Source organism: Salimicrobium jeotgali (genome assembly GCF_001685435.2).
Taxonomy (GTDB): Bacteria; Bacillota; Bacilli; order Bacillales; family Halobacillaceae; genus Salimicrobium; species Salimicrobium album.
In genome coordinates, this window is sequence record NZ_CP011361.2 from 2345896 (window position 1) to 2363382 (window position 17487).

A 17487-nucleotide genomic window follows, 5' to 3' on the forward strand; every position below is an offset into this window, starting at 1 on the left:
AGATAATTGTAACAGAATATTGAAATTTTTCAAGTTAAAAGTCACCATCCGAAAACTGATTTATGGAAATTCTCTCCATAAAAAATAAGATGACTCCGCCGTGCTGGCGAAATCATCTTATGCAGGTATATTCTTAATCATCCTGTACGCCTTTCATGAAGAATGCGAACGGAAGAGCTATGAACAGTACGGCAGAAGAGACGAGGAACGCTTCATTCAGCGTCTGCAGCGTCGCTTCCTGCATGTTCGTACCGACAGCAATCTGAGCCCGGCGCACTTCGTAATAGATCGAGAAGAAAACGATACCGAGCGAAGAGGCGATCTGCCGGATGATGTTGTTCATGGCGGACCCCTGGGCGACGTATTCATCAGGAATCGCGTTCATCCCGGTCGTCGTAGCCGGCATGTTACTCATGCCCATCCCGGCTCCGCGGATCGCATTCAGAAGTAGGATCCACCAGAACGGACTGGACGTCTCGAGCATCCCGAGTCCAACGGTTGAAATCCCCATAATCGCAAGACCCGGAGGAAGAACATATTTCGGCCCTTTTTTATCAAGGAGTCTCCCCCCGAAGGACATAAACACCCCGCTCATGGCTGCCGCCGGTAAGAACAGGAGCCCCGTCCATACTTCGTTCAGACCGTATACGTTCTGTATGAGAAGCGGCAGCAGAAAAATGCCCGAGAAGAGACCGATGGAAGCCGACGACGTAATCAGTATCGATATGGCGTACGTCGGCACTTTGAACACCGACAGATTCAAAAGCGGCTGTTCCTGACGTATTTCATACCGGACGAACACGAAAATCAGTACCAGACCGGTTATAATGATACCCAGATTCAGCGGTTCAAAAAGAATTTCCGGTGTACGTCCCCGTCCGAGGGCGAACAGTATCCCCCCGATTGCGGAAGTGACGAGGAGAAAACCGATGAGATCAAACCGCTTCTCCGGGTCGCTCTCGGTCTGTTCCAGAAACTTCACGGATAATAGGAGCCCGATGAGACCGAACGGTATATTCACCGCAAACAGCCACGGCCACTCCAGCACCTGGATGAGCAGTCCGCCGACGGTCGGCCCGATCGCCGGCGCCACCATGGCCGCAACGCCGTAAATTCCGACGGCCAGTCCCCGCTCGTTTCTCGGGAACGAGTTGAATATAAGCGCCATCGCAATCGGCATCATAAGACCCCCGGCAGAGCCCTGGATCGCCCGGGAAGCGATGACCATGCCGAGGGAGCTGCTGAAGAAACCGGAAGTGGAACCGACGAGGAACAGAGTGAGACCGACGAGATAGACTTTCTTCTTCCCGAACCGATCTCCGAAATAGCCGGTGAGCGGCATCGTCATCCCCATCGACACCATGAAAATCGTCAATATCCACCCGGCTCCCACGGCGGTCGTATCGAATATTTCGATGAAGCGCGGCAGAACCGGATTTAACATACTATTGTTCAAAATGACGGTGAACGTCCCGAATAATACGGAGACGACGACCAGCCATTTTTCAGGTATTTTCGCCATAGTTTATCCTGACCTTTCGAATATCGAATTATTATTGACTATACCCTGCGTTTCACGAAAAGAAACTCTTCCAGGAAACGATAATAAAAAGCCCGGGGGAAGCCCCGGACCTCTCAATAGAGTAGTTGGTTACAGCGGATAATGCTTCAGAAAATAAGCAAGTGACTGCAGTTCGACAGACAAATCGATGTGATGCACGCGTACGGTAGGAGGAACGGAAATGCGTGCCGGTGTAAAGTTCAGAATCCCGGACACGCCCCGCTCCACCAGCCGATCCGTAATCCCCTGAGCTTCCTGGGACGGGACCGTCAGAATGGCCACCGACACGTTTCCCATCTTTTCTTCCAGATCATCGATATGAGCGACCGGCACACCGCCGATTTCCGTGCCGACGAGCCGGTCGTTCGCATCAAAAGCTACCACTATTTTCGTGTTGTTGTTTTTCATGAAGTTGTAGTTCAGAAACGCCGTTCCGAGATTCCCTACCCCGATCAGCGCGACTTCGGTCGTCTCGTCCTGGTCGAGCGTTCTTCTGAAAAACTGCAGCAGATGTTCCACATTGTAGCCGTAACCTTTCTTGCCGAGCGCTCCGAAATAAGAGAAATCCCGGCGTATCGTCGCAGAGTCCACTTTGACCGCGTCGCTCAGTTCCTTTGAAGAGACCCGCAGTTTCCCCTGTAAGTATAAGTTATTGATGAACCGGTAATATAAAGGCAGGCGTTTCGCCGTAGCCTGGGGGATCTTCATTTCATCACCCATGTCTCCTCCTCCTTCTTTCTCCTGTTCTATAGTTTATCAAAAAACGTGATAGATTTCACAAAGTTAGCACCTTTTGTTGCCCCTTCTGCTTTGTATGAGATACACTGAATAAGTCGAGGTGAAAAATTATGATACTAATGCAGCTGAATCAATTAACGAAGCGTTTTGGAGCTGAGTTAATTTTATCCGATATCGATTTGGAAGTACAAACAAACGACCGCATCGCCATCGTCGGAAGAAACGGAGCGGGGAAATCCACCCTGCTTAAAGTGATGGCCGGAGAGATGGGATATGAAGAGGGGAACATTTTCCAGTCCAAGGAGACAAGCGTCGGCTATCTGGAACAGCATAGCGGACTCGAGTCGAACGGAACGATCTGGGAGGAGTTCTCCCGCGTTTTCGATCATCTGAAGAATATGGAAGACAAACTGAGAAAAATGGAAAGTGAGATGGCGGACCCCGATCATTTCGCTTCTCCGGAGGAATACCAGGACTTTCTCGAAGAATACGACCGCAGGCAGAACGAATTCCAGATGGCCGGAGGGTACCGGTACGAAGCGGACATGAAAGCCGTACTGCAGGGACTCAGTTTCCCCGAATCCATGTGGGACCAGTCCATCACTACGCTGAGCGGCGGACAGAAGACGAGACTGGCACTCGGAAAACACCTGCTCACGAAACCGGACGTCCTCATTCTGGATGAGCCGACGAACCACCTGGATATCGACACGCTCACGTGGCTCGAGAACTATTTATCCTCCTACCCGGGTGCTGTCGTCATCGTCTCCCACGACCGCTATTTTCTCGATAAAATCGTAAACACTGTATACGAAGTCGCCCTGCAGCGGGTGAAGAAATACACCGGCAACTACAGCGACTATCTGAAGCAGAAGGAAGCGGACTTCGAACAGGAAATGAAGCAGTACGAGAAACAGCAGGGTGAAATCAAGAAGATGGAAGATTTCATTCAGAAGAATATCGTCCGGGCGACGACCAGTAAGCGGGCGCAGAGCCGGCGGAAACAACTCGAGAAAATGGAAAAAGTCGAAAAGCCGAAAGATGACGCGAAGTCGGCGAAATTCACTTTTCAGATCGACAGACGTAGCGGAAATGATGTACTGAAAACGGATAATCTCGGTTTCGGTTATCCGGACAGCGATTATCTGTTCCGGGACGTGAGTCTGGACGTTTCCCGCGGGGATTCCATCGCTCTGATCGGCCCGAACGGCGTCGGGAAATCGACGCTTCTCAAACTGCTTACGGAAAAACTCGGCCCGAGCCACGGCGATATTATGCTCGGTGCGAATGTACAGATCGGCTACTATGATCAGGAACAGAGCGAACTGAACCGGAAGAAGATGGTGCTCCATGAACTGTGGGACGACTACCCGATGGAAGATGAGAAGGATATCCGCACCATTCTCGGGAACTTCCTGTTCACGGGAGAGGACGTTCTGAAACCCGTGTCCGCACTAAGCGGCGGGGAAAAAGCCCGCCTGTCTCTCGCAAAACTTATGATGCAGAAAGCGAACCTGCTGATTCTCGACGAGCCGACGAACCACCTGGATCTCGACAGTAAAGAGGTCCTCGAAGTCGCTCTCGTCGACTATCCAGGAACGCTTATCTTCGTCTCTCACGACCGTTATTTCATCAACAAAATCGCCACGCAGATCGTGGAGATGCAGCCGGAGGAGACGCGCACGTTTCTCGGGGACTACGACTACTATCAGGAGAAAAAACGCGAGGAAGCGGAACTGAAGGCTATTGAAGAAAGAGAAAAAGGGAAACCGGAAGCAGCCGCTCCCACGGAAGGGAAACGCTCTTTTCAGGAAGACAAAGCCGCTAAACGGGAAGAACGGAAACGCCTCCGCCGTATTGAAGAGATAGAAACCGAAATCGAGAGCTGGGAACAGAAAATCTCGGACAACGATGATGAGCTCTGCAAACCCGAAGTATATCAGGATTCCGGGAAATCAGGAGAACTGACGGAAGAAAACAGACAAGCGGAGCAAAAAATTGAAGCACTTATGGAAGAATGGGAAGAATTGCAGATCGAAGAATAAAAACAGGCACCTGGGGAGAATTCCTGACTGATTCTCAACAGGTGCTTTTATTTTATGAATAACTTTATCCCGAATGTTATCCACAGATAAACAGTATTTACACCAGTTTTCAACAGGTTTATCAACACTATCCACAGGAAAAACGGCAGTTACCCACATTTTTTATCCACGTCACCATTCCCGATTTTACGGTTTTCCACTTCATTCATCCACACTCCCTGCACATTCCTGTGTATAAGTGTGCAGTCTATACGAAAAAAACCTGCAGAAACGTAGTGTCTCTGCAGGCAGACGGTTTTCTTCAGTTCCGTCCTCTTTTCCCGTATTCCTCAAGGTCCAGCCCCGGATGAGCGTTCAAATCCCACCCGGCCCGGTGCCCCTGTCTGTAAGCGACAGCCCCGGCCGCAGCGATCATCGCCGCATTATCCGTACAGAACTTCAACGGAGGGATAAGCAATTCCTGATCCGTTTCCTGGAATGTTTCCAAAAGTCGTGCGCGGAGGCCACTGTTGGCAGCCACCCCTCCGGCTACGATCACCTGTTTCACTCCGTAGGCTTCGGCTGCTTTTTTCGTTTTTGTGGATAACACTTCTACCACACTTTCCTGAAAGCTAGCTGCTACATCCTCCGGTCGAAATTCCTCGCCTTTCTGGCCTGCATTGTGAAGCTTGTTGGTTACTGCAGACTTCAGGCCGCTGAAACTGAAATCGAAAGATCCCTCTTCCAGCCAGGCTCTCGGGAAATCGATGACCGGCTCCCCGGCAGCTGCCAGTTTGTCGATTTCAGGACCCCCGGGATAAGGGAGCTTCAAAAGACGGGCCACTTTGTCGTACGCTTCCCCGGCAGCGTCGTCCCTTGTCTCACCGATGACTTCGAAGTCGTTGTGCCCTTTCATAAGGACGAGTTCGGTATGCCCCCCGGATACGACGAGTGCAAGCAGAGGAAATTCGAACTCTTTTTCAAGCCTGCTGGCATAAATATGACCGGCGATATGATGGACACCGACGAGCGGCTTCTGTCTGGCGAAAGCGATGCCTTTGGCCGCGTTCACTCCGACGAGAAGTGCACCCACGAGACCCGGGCCTTCCGTCACTCCGATCGCATCCATATCATCAAGAGTCATTCCGGCCTCCTGCAGTGCCTCCTCGAGGGTTACCGTAATCTGTTCAATATGATGCCTCGAAGCGATCTCAGGGACTACACCGCCGAAACGTTTATGACTTTCAATTTGGGAAGCCACCACGTTTGCCACGAGTTCTGTTTCATTTTTGATGACGGCTACTGCCGTTTCGTCACAGCTTGTTTCAATAGCCAGCAAATACTGATCGTTATTCATAATTTCACCCACATAACTAAAGCATCTTCCCCGTTATCCGGGTAATAGCTTTTTTTTATTGCGCCCGGTTTAAAACCGAAGCGGCGGTACATATGCTGAGCAGTAGTGTTCGTCACACGCACTTCAAGCGTAATTTGAAGGACTCCCGCCTGTTTTGCGCGGGCCATGACTTCTGCAAACAGTCTCTGCCCATATCTCTTCCCGCGGGACTCCGGATGAATGGCCAGGTTTGTAATGTGTGCTTCTTCATAAACGAGCCATATCCCGCAGTAGCCGATTACTTTTCCCTTATCCTCTATAAGAAAGTATACGGCGTAAGGATTGTATTCCAGTTCTTCCAAAAACGTATCTTCCGGCCACGGGTCCGGAAAAGTCGCCCGTTCCACCTGCACCACCCGACTTATGTCCTCCGTCGTCATTCTTCTGACGCCACCCACCTGCTACTTCTCCTTTTGGCTGAGCCATTTCTGTTCAGCTTCCGGCAGGCGCAGGTAGTTAGGCATAAGCGTATGGAGTGAAGAAGCCGGTTTTTTCATAGCTGACAGCGCCAGGTACGAGGGTCTCGCATAGCGGTGAGCCGCTCCCGGAAACACGGCGCGTTCCCCGAGTTCCTGTTCAATCATTTCACGGAAAGCGGATTCGTCCTGACTAATAAAAAGAACGGACTGTTTCATGTCGCGCAGCCGTTCAAGCCACGTCTTCATATCTATATTCTCTTCTTCCATCACTACATTCATCTCTTCATCATAAAGTCCCGTATACACGCGGCCCCGTCTGGCATCAAAGAACGGGCAGATAAGGCCTTTGAAAAAGGTCCCCTGCCTTGCCAGTACTTCAAGACTGGAAACGCCGACGACCGGGATATTGAGAGCAAAAGCCATCGATTTAGCTGTAGCCATCCCGATGCGCACGCCAGTGAAAGACCCCGGCCCGTGCGCTACGGCAATCTGATCCAGTTCATCCGGAGACGTGTCCGTTTCCCTCATCATCTGCTCAATTGCAGGCATAAGCCGTACGGAGTGATTCTTTTTCACGTTCGTCACCCATTCACCCACGACTTCGCGGTTTTTGATGACCGCTACTCCAAGCACGTAGTTCGAAGTATCAATCGCTAATATATTCATTAGTTATCTCCTCACAAATCGTTTCAAAATGGGAAGAGCGCGGGGTGAAGAAAAAGGATCGTGCGTCTTCCCCTTCATAACTGACTCTGATGTCCAGCCGCTCTTCGGGTAAAAAATCTTCTATATAGGAAGCCCATTCCACTACGGTTACGCCGGAGCCGAAAAAGTACTCCTCAAATCCGAGGTCCTCTTCCGTATCCTCCAGACGGTAAGCGTCCATGTGATAAAAAGGAAGGTCCCCGGCATATTCTTTAATAATGGTAAACGTCGGACTGTTAATTGTTTTTGTCACACCGAGTGCTGCTCCGAGAGCCTTAGTAAACGTCGTTTTTCCGGCACCGAGATCTCCTTCCAATGTGAGCACGTCCCCGGGCTGAAGTTTCCCCGCGAGAAAAGCAGCGAGTTCGCCCGTCGTTTCCGGGCTGTTCGATGTTATTTTCATAACCGTTTCCTTCTTTCCTTCAAATGAGTATAGCCTGTCGGCTGCAGCGTTTCTGTACCCTGAGGGCTGTGGAGAAGAACTTCCGGAAGGTCAGAAGCACTCACTGTACCGATGAACGTAAGGCGGATATCCAGTTCCCGGGCTTTCTCGAGGAGTGCTTCTTTCTCCCCGGGTGCCACCGTTCCAAGCAGTTCAAAGTCTTCACCGCCGCTAAGTGCCCATTCTCCCGCCTGGTCCGGATACCGATTCCTGAGTTCCTCACTCACCGGAACCTTTTCTTTCTGAAGGTGCAGTCTTACCCCGGAAGCAGTAGCAATTTCATTCGCCTCACTCGCTATCCCATCGCTGATATCGTTGAGACAGAGTCTGGAAAGAGAAGTGAGGCCAGCTGCAAATTCGGCTTTCGGTTCCGGATATCGATGGCGAGCGATAAGATGGCCGGACACGGATTCTCCGGGGTTCATCAGTTCTTCCAGTCCTCCGCGCGAGTCTCCGAGCGTCCCGGTGACGAAGATCACATCCCCGTCCTCCGCATCAGACCGGTAACGTCCTTTGTCCGGCGGAAGGTAGCCGTGAGCCGTAATAGCGACCACTGTCTGTGAGCCGCTCACCGTATCACCTCCGACCAGGTCCATGCTATGCTTTTCGGCAAGCTGTTCCATACCGTCATAGAGGGCGAGGATCTCCTCATCCGTCCAATCCGGTGTCAGTACCAGCGAAACACTGTAAAATGCCGGACGGCTCCCCATTGCGGCGAGATCCGACACGTTCGCAGCCAGCGCCCGGTACCCGACGGCGTGCGTATCCATCGTTTTTCTGGAGAAATGGACCTCTTCCACCATCGTATCAGTGGTAAATACGATATCCTCCGAAGAACGGAAGACGAATGCGTCATCTCCTACCCCCTTCACCACGGAAGGCTGCCTGTAGTATGTAGGAATGATTTTTCGTATCAGTTCAAATTCTTCCATCGCTGATCACCCGTCTTTTGTGGTTTATGTCGTTGTTTCATTATAACAGGGTGCTGTAAAAAAGAGAAAAAATCAGTAAAAAACCCCGGGCGCGTGGCTCGGGGCATTTGCATATAAAGTCATTTTATTTTTTTAAAAAATGGCGGTCCGGACGGGACTCGAACCCGCGACCTCCTGCGTGACAGGCAGGCATTCTAACCAACTGAACTACCGGACCAAAAATTGGTTGCGGGGGCAGGATTTGAACCTGCGACCTCCGGGTTATGAGCCCGACGAGCTGCCAGACTGCTCCACCCCGCGCTGATTAAAAAAAACGATGTGGCAGCGCCCTACTCTTGCGGGGGGTAACCCCGACTACCATCGGCGCGGAAGAACTTAACTTCTGTGTTCGGCATGGGAACAGGTGTGACCTCTTCGCTATTGCCACCACATCTTAGGAAGGAATGAACCTTCAAAACTGGATAAGAAACATACGACCAACGTATAGAGAAGATCTCGATGGATTAGTATCCGTCTGCTGCACGTGTCGCCACGCTTCCACACCGGACCTATCAACCTCTTCGTCTCAGAGGCATCTCTACAAAGGGAAATCTCATCTCAAGGGGGGCTTCATGCTTAGATGCTTTCAGCACTTATCCCGTCCACACGTAGCTACCCAGCAATGCTCCTGGCGGAACAACTGGTACACCAGCGGTGTGTCCATCCCGGTCCTCTCGTACTAAGGACAGCTCCTTTCAAATTTCCAACGCCCACGACGGATAGGGACCGAACTGTCTCACGACGTTCTGAACCCAGCTCGCGTACCGCTTTAATGGGCGAACAGCCCAACCCTTGGGACCGACTACAGCCCCAGGATGCGATGAGCCGACATCGAGGTGCCAAACCTCCCCGTCGATGTGGACTCTTGGGGGAGATAAGCCTGTTATCCCCGGGGTAGCTTTTATCCGTTGAGCGACGGCCCTTCCATGCGGTACCGCCGGATCACTAAGTCCGACTTTCGTCCCTGCTCGACTTGTAGGTCTCGCAGTCAAGCTCCCTTGTGCCTTTACACGCTGCGAATGATTTCCAACCATTCTGAGGGAACCTTTGAGCGCCTCCGTTACTTTTTGGGAGGCGACCGCCCCAGTCAAACTGCCCACCTGACACTGTCTCCGGACCGGATCACGGTCCTGGGTTAGAATGTCCGTACCGCCAGGGTGGTATCCCACGGGCGCCTCCACCGAAGCTTGCGCTCCGGTTTCGATGGCTCCCACCTATCCTGTACAAGCGATACCAACATTCAATATCAGGCTACAGTAAAGCTCCACGGGGTCTTTCCGTCCTGTCGCGGGTAATGCGCATCTTCACGCATCGTATAATTTCACCGGGTCTCTCGTTGAGACAGTGCCCAAGTCGTTGCACCTTTCGTGCGGGTCGGAACTTACCCGACAAGGAATTTCGCTACCTTAGGACCGTTATAGTTACGGCCGCCGTTTACTGGGGCTTCGGTTCAACGCTTCGCTTACGCTAACGCATCCCCTTAACCTTCCAGCACCGGGCAGGTGTCAGCCCCTATACTTCACCTTACGGTTTCGCAGAGACCTGTGTTTTTGGTAAACAGTCGCTTGGGCCTCTTCACTGCGGCTCCTCGGCAGAGGAGCACCCCTTCTCCCGAAGTTACGGGGTCATTTTGCCGAGTTCCTTAACGAGAGTTCTCCCGATCACCTTAGGATACTCTCCTCGCCTACCTGTGTTGGTTTGCGGTACGGGCACCCGCCATCCTCGCTAGAGGCTTTTCTTGGCAGTGTGAAATCAGGAGCTTCGATACTCATGTTCTCTCCCCATCACTGCTTGCACTTGCCGGACGGATTTGCCTATCCGACGCGCTCACAGCTTGGACGCACACATCCAATGGTGCGCTCTCCCTATCCTCCTGCGTCCCCCCGTTCGCTCGAACGGAGGCGGGTGGTACAGGAATCTCCACCTGTTGTCCATCGCCTACGCCTTTCGGCCTCGGCTTAGGTCCCGACTAACCCTGAGTGGACGAGCCTTCCTCAGGAACCCTTAGGCTTACGGTGAAAGAGATTCTCACTCTTTTTTCGCTACTTATACCGGCATTCTCACTTCCAGTCGCTCCACCAGTCCTCACGGTCTGACTTCACAGCTCCTGGAACGCTCTCCTACCACTTGCATCATCGATGCAAATCCGTAGCTTCGGTGGTGTGTTTAGCCCCGGTACATTTTCGGCGCAGCGTCACTCGACCAGTGAGCTATTACGCACTCTTTCAATGATAGCTGCTTCTAAGCTAACATCCTGGTTGTCTAAGCAACGCCACATCCTTTTCCACTTAACACACACTTAGGGACCTTAGCTGACGGTCTGGGCTGTTCCCCTCTTGACCATGAACCTTCTCACCCATGGTCTGACTCCTCGACGCGAGTCGCTGGCATTCGGAGTTTGACTGAACTCGGTAACCCGGTAGGGGCCCCTCATCCAATCAGTGCTCTACCTCCAGGACTCCTGGCCGAAGGCTAGCCCTAAAGCTATTTCGGAGAGAACCAGCTATCTCCGTGTTCGATTGGCATTTCACCCCTACCCACCCCTCATCCCCGTAATTTTCAACTTACGTGGGTTCGGGCCTCCAGTCAGTATTACCTGACCTTCACCCTGGAGATGGGTAGATCACACGGTTTCGGGTCTACGACCGTCTACTCGAGACGCCCTGTTCAGACTCGCTTTCGCTGCGGCTCCACACCTACGGTGCTTAACCTTGCAGCCGATCGTAACTCGCCGGTCCATTCTACAAAAGGTACGCCGTCACCCATTAACGGGCTCCGACTACTTGTAGGCACACGGTTTCAGGTTCTCTTTCACTCCCCTTCCGGGGTGCTTTTCACCTTTCCCTCACGGTACTGGTTCACTATCGGTTACCAGGGAGTATTTAGCCTTGGGAGATGGTCCTCCCGGATTCCGACGAAATTTCTCGTGTTTCGCCGTACTCAGGATCCACTCCGGAGGAGGGAGGATGTCGGCTACAGGGCTGTTACCTGCTATGGCTGGACGTTCCAGTCCGATTCGCCTATCCTCCCTCTTGGTAACTCCAATGGAGTGTCCTACAACCCCAGAGAGCAAGCTCTCTGGTTTGGGCTGGTTCCGTTTCGCTCGCCGCTACTCGGGAAATCGCATTTGCTTTCCTCTCCTCCGGGTACTGAGATGTTTCAGTTCCCCGGGTCTACCTCCGATCACCTATGTATTCAGTGATCGGTACTGTCCCATAACGGACAGTGGGTTCCCCCATTCGGACATCTTCGGATCAACGCCTACTTACGGCTCCCCGAAGCATTTCGGTGTTTGTCCCGTCCTTCATCGGCTCCTGGTACCAAGGCATCCACCGTGCGCCCTTCATTTCTTCACTATACTAGTGAAAAGACGCTTCATTCTAAAATAAAGATCGATGTTGGTCCAGATCAATATCTTACGATATTGTCTGTTTGTTTCTTATCCAGTTTTCAAGGTTCAAAGAGAGCATAGATCTCTCAAAACTGAACATGTTTTAGCCATGCGCCGGAGCGCTCCATAAGAGCGCCCGGTTCGTGCGGATCCTTCCCGTAAGGGGAAAGATCCGTTCCTATCCTTAGAAAGGAGGTGATCCAGCCGCACCTTCCGATACGGCTACCTTGTTACGACTTCACCCCAATCATTGGCCCCACCTTCGACGGCTGGCTCCTGTAAAGGTTACCTCACCGGCTTCGGGTGTTGCCAACTCTCGTGGTGTGACGGGCGGTGTGTACAAGGCCCGGGAACGTATTCACCGCAGCATGCTGATCTGCGATTACTAGCGATTCCGGCTTCATGCAGGCGAGTTGCAGCCTGCAATCCGAACTGAGAATGGGTTTCTCGGATTGGCTACCCCTCGCGGGTTCGCTTCCGTTTGTCCCATCCATTGTAGCACGTGTGTAGCCCAGGTCATAAGGGGCATGATGATTTGACGTCATCCCCGCCTTCCTCCGGTTTGTCACCGGCAGTCACCTTAGAGTGCCCAACTGAATGCTGGCAACTAAGATTAGGGGTTGCGCTCGTTGCGGGACTTAACCCAACATCTCACGACACGAGCTGACGACAACCATGCACCACCTGTCACTTGGTCCCCGAAGGGAACCTTCCATCTCTGGAAGTAGCCAAGGATGTCAAGACCTGGTAAGGTTCTTCGCGTTGCTTCGAATTAAACCACATGCTCCACCGCTTGTGCGGGCCCCCGTCAATTCCTTTGAGTTTCAGCCTTGCGGCCGTACTCCCCAGGCGGAGTGCTTAATGCGTTAACTTCAGCACTAAGGGGTGGAAGCCCCCTAACACCTAGCACTCAGCGTTTACGGCGTGGACTACCAGGGTATCTAATCCTGTTTGCTACCCACGCTTTCGCACCTCAGCGTCAGAAACCGACCAGAGAGTCGCCTTCGCCACTGGTGTTCCTCCACATATCTACGCATTTCACCGCTACACGTGGAATTCCACTCTCCTCTTCAGTTCTCAAGTTCCCCAGTTTCCAATGGCCATCCGTGGTTGAGCCACGGGCTTTCACATCAGACTTAAGGAACCGCCTGCGTGCCCTTTACGCCCAATAATTCCGGACAACGCTTGCCCCCTACGTATTACCGCGGCTGCTGGCACGTAGTTAGCCGGGGCTTCCTCGTGAGGTACCGTCAAGGGACCGCTCTGTTCGCACGATCCTTGTTCTTCCCTCACAACAGAATTTTACGATCCGAAGACCTTCATCATTCACGCGGCGTTGCTCCGTCAGACTTTCGTCCATTGCGGAAGATTCCCTACTGCTGCCTCCCGTAGGAGTCTGGGCCGTGTCTCAGTCCCAGTGTGGCCGATCACCCTCTCAGGTCGGCTACGCATCGTCGCCTTGGTGAGCCGTTACCTCACCAACCAGCTAATGCGCCGCGGGCCCATCTGTAAGCGATAGCCAAAAGGCCATCCTTTTACCATCGGTTCAGGAGAACCGTTGGGTTATCCGGCATTAGCCCCGGTTTCCCGGGGTTATTCCGGTCTTACAGGCAGGTTGCCCACGTGTTACTCACCCGTCCGCCGCTCGTTCCACGAGCGTCCGCCCCGAAGGGCTTCTGCTCGCTTCCCGCGCTCGACTTGCATGTATTAGGCACGCCGCCAGCGTTCGTCCTGAGCCAGGATCAAACTCTCCATAAAAGAGATTGATTAGCTCAATCATAATTCGTTCAAAAAATTGACGCATGGCATAAAACATTGTTCAGTTTTCAAAGATCTAATTCATGGTGGGCCTGAGTGGACTTGAACCACCGACCTCACGCTTATCAGGCGTGCGCTCTGACCAACTGAGCTACAGGCCCATTAGTTAAAATGGAGCGGGTGAGGGGAATCGAACCCCCGTCATCAGCTTGGAAGGCTGAGGTTTTACCACTAAACTACACCCGCATTAAGTTATTGGAAGTAACGATGGTCGGGAAGACAGGATTCGAACCTGCGACCCCTTGGTCCCAAACCAAGTGCTCTACCAAGCTGAGCTACTTCCCGTAAGAAGAAAACAGTGCGCCCGAGAGGACTTGAACCCCTAACCTTCTGATCCGTAGTCAGACGCTCTATCCAATTGAGCTACGGGCGCCTATATACTGATGAATGCGGTCGAGAGGACTTGAACCTCCACGGGATTAACTCCCACTAGGCCCTCAACCTAGCGCGTCTGCCGATTCCGCCACGACCGCATATAAAGAAATGAAATGGTGCGGGTGGAGGGACTTGAACCCCCACGTCGTAAGACACTAGATCCTAAATCTAGCGCGTCTGCCAATTCCGCCACACCCGCAGGGAAGTGAGCCATGGAGGGCTCGAACCTCCGACCCTCTGATTAAAAGTCAGATGCTCTACCAGCTGAGCTAATGGCTCCCTGTTAAAAACTTTCAATTATATCCGTTTTTCAAGCGCAAAAACTATTTTATAATTTCCATACTTGAAAGTCAAGAGAAAAATCAAAAAAGAAAAATGGCTGGGCTAGCTGGATTCGAACCAGCGCATGACGGTACCAAAAACCGTTGCCTTACCGCTTGGCTATAGCCCAATCATTTAAATAGTGGCGGTCCGGACGGGACTCGAACCCGCGACCTCCTGCGTGACAGGCAGGCATTCTAACCAACTGAACTACCGGACCGGACTAATGACCCGTACGGGATTCGAACCCGTGTTACCGCCGTGAAAGGGCGGTGTCTTAACCACTTGACCAACGGGCCATATAATGGCGGAGAAGGAGGGATTCGAACCCTCGCGCCGCTTACGCGACCTACACCCTTAGCAGGGGCGCCTCTTCAGCCAACTTGAGTACTTCTCCGTATATGGCTCCACCGGTAGGATTCGAACCTACGACAAATCGGTTAACAGCCGATTGCTCTACCACTGAGCTACGGTGGAATATGATGTCGCAATAACCAGCGACGTAAAACATCTTACATGATATGAAAGGTTATGTCAATCATATTTGCATGAAAATATGATTTTTCGCCGTTCCGCTTTCAACGGCTATACTAACTTAACACGCGGCTTCAAATTCGTCAATATCCATCATCCACCTTTTCTAAAATACCTTTGCATCTGCCACATCTGTATTTATCCGTATTCACACGGCGCTTCCGTCTGTACGTAACACCGCATCTCCGACATCTGTAATGGTGGAAGTCCTGTTTTTTTGAGGAGGGGAGCGGAGTGCAATGTCTTGGTGAACCCGTTTCTTCCATTAAACGACGGAAGTCTGCATCCCGGTGATGATATCCTTTTCCTTCTATATGGAGGTGATAATGACACAACTCGTGTTTTATGATCCCCTCCAGTTCTTCCGGACCGCATTCTTCCAGGTACAAACGATTGATTTCAATACGTCTTTCCTTCGGGATATATCTTCCGCCTGTAGTACGGAGACGGGGATTGAATCTTATGTCATCACGGAACTCGCGCGCAAAGTCTCTCCGCGATATCTCTTTCGTCCACTCCAGCAGCTGCTCATCCTCCATACATCCATCCCTCCTCTTTTCACAAATGATGGCAGACCTCCCGCGGAAGGCCTGCCCGTACTTAGCCGCACCCCAAACTCAGGATTTTTTCACCATAGTCAGAGCTACGCGCTGTTTTTTCAGATCGACTTCCTCGACCCAGACCGTCACTACGTCTCCGACCGAAACTACGTCCATCGGGTGCTTGACGAAACGTTGCGCCAGTTTGGATATATGGACGAGTCCGTCCTGTTTCACGCCGACGTCGACGAAAGCTCCGAAGTCCACGACGTTCCGCACCGTTCCTTCAAGTTCCATACCGGCTTCCAGATCCTCCATCGTCAGTACGTCCGTTTTCAGCAGAGGCTTCTGAAGATCATCCCGAAGGTCCCGCGACGGTTTCTTCAACGATTCAATTATGTCCGAGAGGGTCCACTCTCCGACATCAAGCTGCTCCGCCGTATGTTTCAGATCTATACCCGCGAGCTTCCCGGCGAGTACGTCAGACCCGGCGTCTTCTTTTTCCAGGTCAAGCTCTGCCAACAGCTTACGGACCGCCGGATAACTTTCCGGGTGGATCGGCGTCCGGTCCAGAGGATCCTCCCCTTCCGGCAGTCTTAAAAATCCGATACTTTGTTCATACGTTTTCGCTCCCAGCCTCGGTACGTTTTTCAAGTCTTTCCTGGTAGCGAACTTCCCGAGCTCTTCTCGTTTTTTCACGATGTTTCCGGCGACTGTCTTGTTCAGTCCGGAGACGTACTGCAAAAGAGAGGAAGAGGCGGTGTTGGCATTCACTCCTACCTGGTTCACTGCCGTTTCCACGACGAAAGTGAGCGATTCGTTCAGTCGCTTCTGGCTGACGTCATGCTGGTATTGTCCGACCCCGATCGATTTCGGGTCGATCTTCACCAGTTCGGCGAGCGGGTCCTGCACCCGTCTGGCAATCGAGACGGCACTTCTTTCTTCCACCTGAAAATCCGGAAATTCTTCGCGGGCAAGTTTCGATGCCGAATACACACTGGCCCCGGCTTCATTCACAATCATGTAAGGAGCGTCCCAGCTGTGTTTCTGAATCAGTCCTGCGAAAAACTGTTCCGTTTCCCGGGAAGCTGTTCCGTTACCGATGGCGAAAAGTTCAATATCGTGCTTTTTCATCAATTCCTGTACTTTCTTCTCCGCCCCCTGATAATCCTTACGGGGAGGAGTCGGAAAAATGACTGCAATATCAAGAACTTTACCGGTCTCATCCACGACGGCCAGTTTACACCCGGTTCTGTAAGCCGGATCGATGCCGAGAACTGTTTTTCCCTGGAGAGGAGGCTGCAGCAAAAGACTCCTCAAATTTTTCGAAAACACGTCAATCGCCTGTTCTTCCGCTTTTTCCGTCAGTTCATTCCGTATTTCCCTCTCCACGGAAGGTTTGATCAGCCGCTTGTACCCGTCCTCGACAGCTGCGTGAAGAATGCCCGTCTTCTCCCCGGCACTTCCTGTTTTCCGGTGGAGATAGTCGAGTATTCTCTCCTCCGGCGGCAGCACCGCCACTTTCAGTACATCTTCCTTCTCTCCACGGTTCAGGGCGAGCACGCGGTGGGAGGCTACCGCTTTAAGGGACTCCTGGAATTCGTAATACATTTCGTAAATCCCTTTTTCATCCTTCTCTTTCTTTTTAGCTTCGGAAGTAAGAGAGCCGTCATACGTTTTATTCCGTATATGATCACGGTATTCCGGCTCATCCGCCACCCACTCTGCCACGATATCCTGTATTCCCTGCTGTACCTCTTCAAGCGTATGTAAATCGTTCTCTTCGGAATAATACTTCCGGGCCTCTTCTTCGATGGATAAATCAGATTTGTTCCATACCAGTTCAGCGAGCGGCTCCAGCCCTTTTTCTTTCGCTACTGTTGCTCTCGTTCTGCGCTTTTGCTTATATGGACGGTAAAGGTCTTCGATCCGCTGCAGTTTCGAAGCTTCCTGAAGTTCCTTCTCAAGTTCCGGCGTCAGCTTGCCCTGCTCATCGATCAGGCGCGTTACTTCTTCTCTTCTTTTACGTACGTTCTGTTCATAAGTATAGTTGTCTTCAATATCTTTGATCTGGACTTCATCCAGACCGCCCGTCATGTCTTTCCGGTACCGGGCGATAAACGGTACCGTGAAGTCTTCCTCGAGTAAAGCCAGCACTTCCTTGACGGAAGATTCTTTGATGGATGTCTGTCCTGCTACCTTCTGAATCAATGTCTGTTCTGCCACTCATTCTTCCTCCCTAAACGTTCTTCT

General features: G+C 52.0%; 10 protein-coding genes, 14 tRNA genes and 3 rRNA genes. 1 reads left to right on the forward strand and 26 read right to left on the reverse strand.

Going from position 1 to position 17487, the window contains the following annotated elements; all coding sequences use genetic code 11:
* Positions 1-133: 133 nt before the first annotated feature.
* Together AAV35_RS11710 and AAV35_RS11715 are read right to left on the reverse strand one after the other, a co-directional pair.
* On the reverse strand, positions 134-1522 hold the full coding sequence (locus AAV35_RS11710) for an MDR family MFS transporter (RefSeq protein WP_008590653.1): 1389 nt from the start codon (positions 1520-1522) through the stop codon (positions 134-136).
* Between the two features lie 129 nt (positions 1523-1651).
* Positions 1652-2281, reverse strand: coding sequence for a redox-sensing transcriptional repressor Rex (locus tag AAV35_RS11715; RefSeq protein WP_008590655.1), 630 nt, complete (start codon positions 2279-2281; stop codon positions 1652-1654).
* Positions 2282-2409: 128 nt separating this feature from the next.
* Here AAV35_RS11715 and AAV35_RS11720 point away from each other — a divergent pair, with 128 nt between their 5' ends.
* Positions 2410-4344 (forward strand): ABC-F family ATP-binding cassette domain-containing protein, encoded by a 1935-nt coding sequence (locus tag AAV35_RS11720; protein ID WP_008590657.1) that lies wholly within the window; start codon positions 2410-2412, stop codon positions 4342-4344.
* Between the two features lie 301 nt (positions 4345-4645).
* Here AAV35_RS11720 and tsaD read toward each other — a convergent pair whose 3' ends face one another.
* From tsaD to AAV35_RS11840, 24 genes are all read right to left on the reverse strand, one after another.
* A complete protein-coding gene (tsaD, locus tag AAV35_RS11725; RefSeq protein WP_040609456.1) occupies positions 4646-5680 on the reverse strand; it encodes a tRNA (adenosine(37)-N6)-threonylcarbamoyltransferase complex transferase subunit TsaD in 1035 nt (344 codons plus the stop codon).
* Positions 5677-6117 carry a ribosomal protein S18-alanine N-acetyltransferase gene (gene rimI, locus AAV35_RS11730; protein ID WP_008590660.1) on the reverse strand — a complete coding sequence of 147 codons (441 nt, stop codon included), beginning with the start codon at positions 6115-6117 and terminating at the stop codon, positions 5677-5679. The genes tsaD and rimI overlap by 4 nt, the downstream gene beginning before the upstream one ends.
* Positions 6118-6120: 3 nt before the next feature.
* The gene (gene tsaB / locus AAV35_RS11735) at positions 6121-6804 is read right to left on the reverse strand and encodes a tRNA (adenosine(37)-N6)-threonylcarbamoyltransferase complex dimerization subunit type 1 TsaB (protein ID WP_008590662.1); all 684 of its coding nucleotides are present in this window, start codon (positions 6802-6804) and stop codon (positions 6121-6123) included.
* The gene (gene tsaE / locus AAV35_RS11740; protein ID WP_008590664.1) at positions 6785-7246 is read right to left on the reverse strand and encodes a tRNA (adenosine(37)-N6)-threonylcarbamoyltransferase complex ATPase subunit type 1 TsaE; all 462 of its coding nucleotides are present in this window, start codon (positions 7244-7246) and stop codon (positions 6785-6787) included. Before tsaE ends, tsaB begins: the two co-directional genes overlap by 20 nt.
* The gene (gene thiL, locus AAV35_RS11745; RefSeq protein WP_008590666.1) at positions 7243-8217 is read right to left on the reverse strand and encodes a thiamine-phosphate kinase; all 975 of its coding nucleotides are present in this window, start codon (positions 8215-8217) and stop codon (positions 7243-7245) included. Before thiL ends, tsaE begins: the two co-directional genes overlap by 4 nt.
* A 140-nt stretch (positions 8218-8357) precedes the next feature.
* Positions 8358-8434 (reverse strand) — tRNA-Asp (locus tag AAV35_RS11750).
* Between the two features lie 6 nt (positions 8435-8440).
* Positions 8441-8517: transfer RNA gene (locus AAV35_RS11755), tRNA-Met, on the reverse strand.
* A 16-nt stretch (positions 8518-8533) separates the two neighbouring features.
* A 5S ribosomal RNA gene (gene rrf / locus AAV35_RS11760) occupies positions 8534-8648 on the reverse strand.
* A gap of 52 nt (positions 8649-8700) precedes the next feature.
* Positions 8701-11612, reverse strand: a 23S ribosomal RNA gene (locus AAV35_RS11765).
* 223 nt (positions 11613-11835) lie between these two features.
* Positions 11836-13405: ribosomal RNA gene (locus tag AAV35_RS11770) — 16S ribosomal RNA — on the reverse strand.
* The 16S, 23S and 5S rRNA genes sit together here with 14 tRNA genes alongside, the layout of an rRNA operon.
* Positions 13406-13489: 84 nt before the next feature.
* Positions 13490-13566, reverse strand: a tRNA-Ile gene (locus AAV35_RS11775).
* Between the two features lie 11 nt (positions 13567-13577).
* Positions 13578-13651: transfer RNA gene (locus AAV35_RS11780), tRNA-Gly, on the reverse strand.
* Between the two features lie 22 nt (positions 13652-13673).
* Positions 13674-13750 (reverse strand) — tRNA-Pro (locus AAV35_RS11785).
* Positions 13751-13764: 14 nt separating this feature from the next.
* Positions 13765-13838: transfer RNA gene (locus tag AAV35_RS11790), tRNA-Arg, on the reverse strand.
* A 15-nt stretch (positions 13839-13853) separates the two neighbouring features.
* A tRNA-Leu gene (locus AAV35_RS11795) sits at positions 13854-13938 on the reverse strand.
* A gap of 16 nt (positions 13939-13954) precedes the next feature.
* Positions 13955-14039, reverse strand: a tRNA-Leu gene (locus AAV35_RS11800).
* A 7-nt stretch (positions 14040-14046) separates the two neighbouring features.
* Positions 14047-14119, reverse strand: a tRNA-Lys gene (locus AAV35_RS11805).
* Between the two features lie 97 nt (positions 14120-14216).
* A tRNA-Gln gene (locus AAV35_RS11810) sits at positions 14217-14291 on the reverse strand.
* Between the two features lie 13 nt (positions 14292-14304).
* Positions 14305-14381: transfer RNA gene (locus AAV35_RS11815), tRNA-Asp, on the reverse strand.
* 7 nt (positions 14382-14388) lie between these two features.
* Positions 14389-14460, reverse strand: a tRNA-Glu gene (locus tag AAV35_RS11820).
* Between the two features lie 6 nt (positions 14461-14466).
* Positions 14467-14558, reverse strand: a tRNA-Ser gene (locus AAV35_RS11825).
* 5 nt (positions 14559-14563) lie between these two features.
* Positions 14564-14638, reverse strand: a tRNA-Asn gene (locus tag AAV35_RS11830).
* A gap of 140 nt (positions 14639-14778) precedes the next feature.
* Positions 14779-15234 (reverse strand): SprT family protein, encoded by a 456-nt coding sequence (locus AAV35_RS11835; RefSeq protein WP_008591086.1) that lies wholly within the window; start codon positions 15232-15234, stop codon positions 14779-14781.
* Positions 15235-15312: 78 nt separating this feature from the next.
* The gene (locus AAV35_RS11840) at positions 15313-17460 is read right to left on the reverse strand and encodes a Tex family protein (protein ID WP_008591084.1); all 2148 of its coding nucleotides are present in this window, start codon (positions 17458-17460) and stop codon (positions 15313-15315) included.
* Positions 17461-17487: the final 27 nt, after the last annotated feature.

Bases quoted from the DNA above. Each gene is read 5' to 3' on its own strand.
- AAV35_RS11710 (WP_008590653.1), bottom strand. From the start codon at position 1,522: ATGGCGAAAATACCTGAAAAATGGCTGGTCGTCGTCTCCGTATTATTC.
- AAV35_RS11715 (WP_008590655.1), bottom strand. From the start codon at position 2,281: ATGGGTGATGAAATGAAGATCCCCCAGGCTACGGCGAAACGCCTGCCT.
- AAV35_RS11720 (WP_008590657.1), top strand. From the start codon at position 2,410: ATGATACTAATGCAGCTGAATCAATTAACGAAGCGTTTTGGAGCTGAG.
- tsaD (WP_040609456.1), bottom strand. From the start codon at position 5,680: ATGAATAACGATCAGTATTTGCTGGCTATTGAAACAAGCTGTGACGAA.
- tsaB (WP_008590662.1), bottom strand. From the start codon at position 6,804: ATGAATATATTAGCGATTGATACTTCGAACTACGTGCTTGGAGTAGCG.
- tsaE (WP_008590664.1), bottom strand. From the start codon at position 7,246: ATGAAAATAACATCGAACAGCCCGGAAACGACGGGCGAACTCGCTGCT.
- thiL (WP_008590666.1), bottom strand. From the start codon at position 8,217: ATGGAAGAATTTGAACTGATACGAAAAATCATTCCTACATACTACAGG.
- AAV35_RS11835 (WP_008591086.1), bottom strand. From the start codon at position 15,234: ATGGAGGATGAGCAGCTGCTGGAGTGGACGAAAGAGATATCGCGGAGA.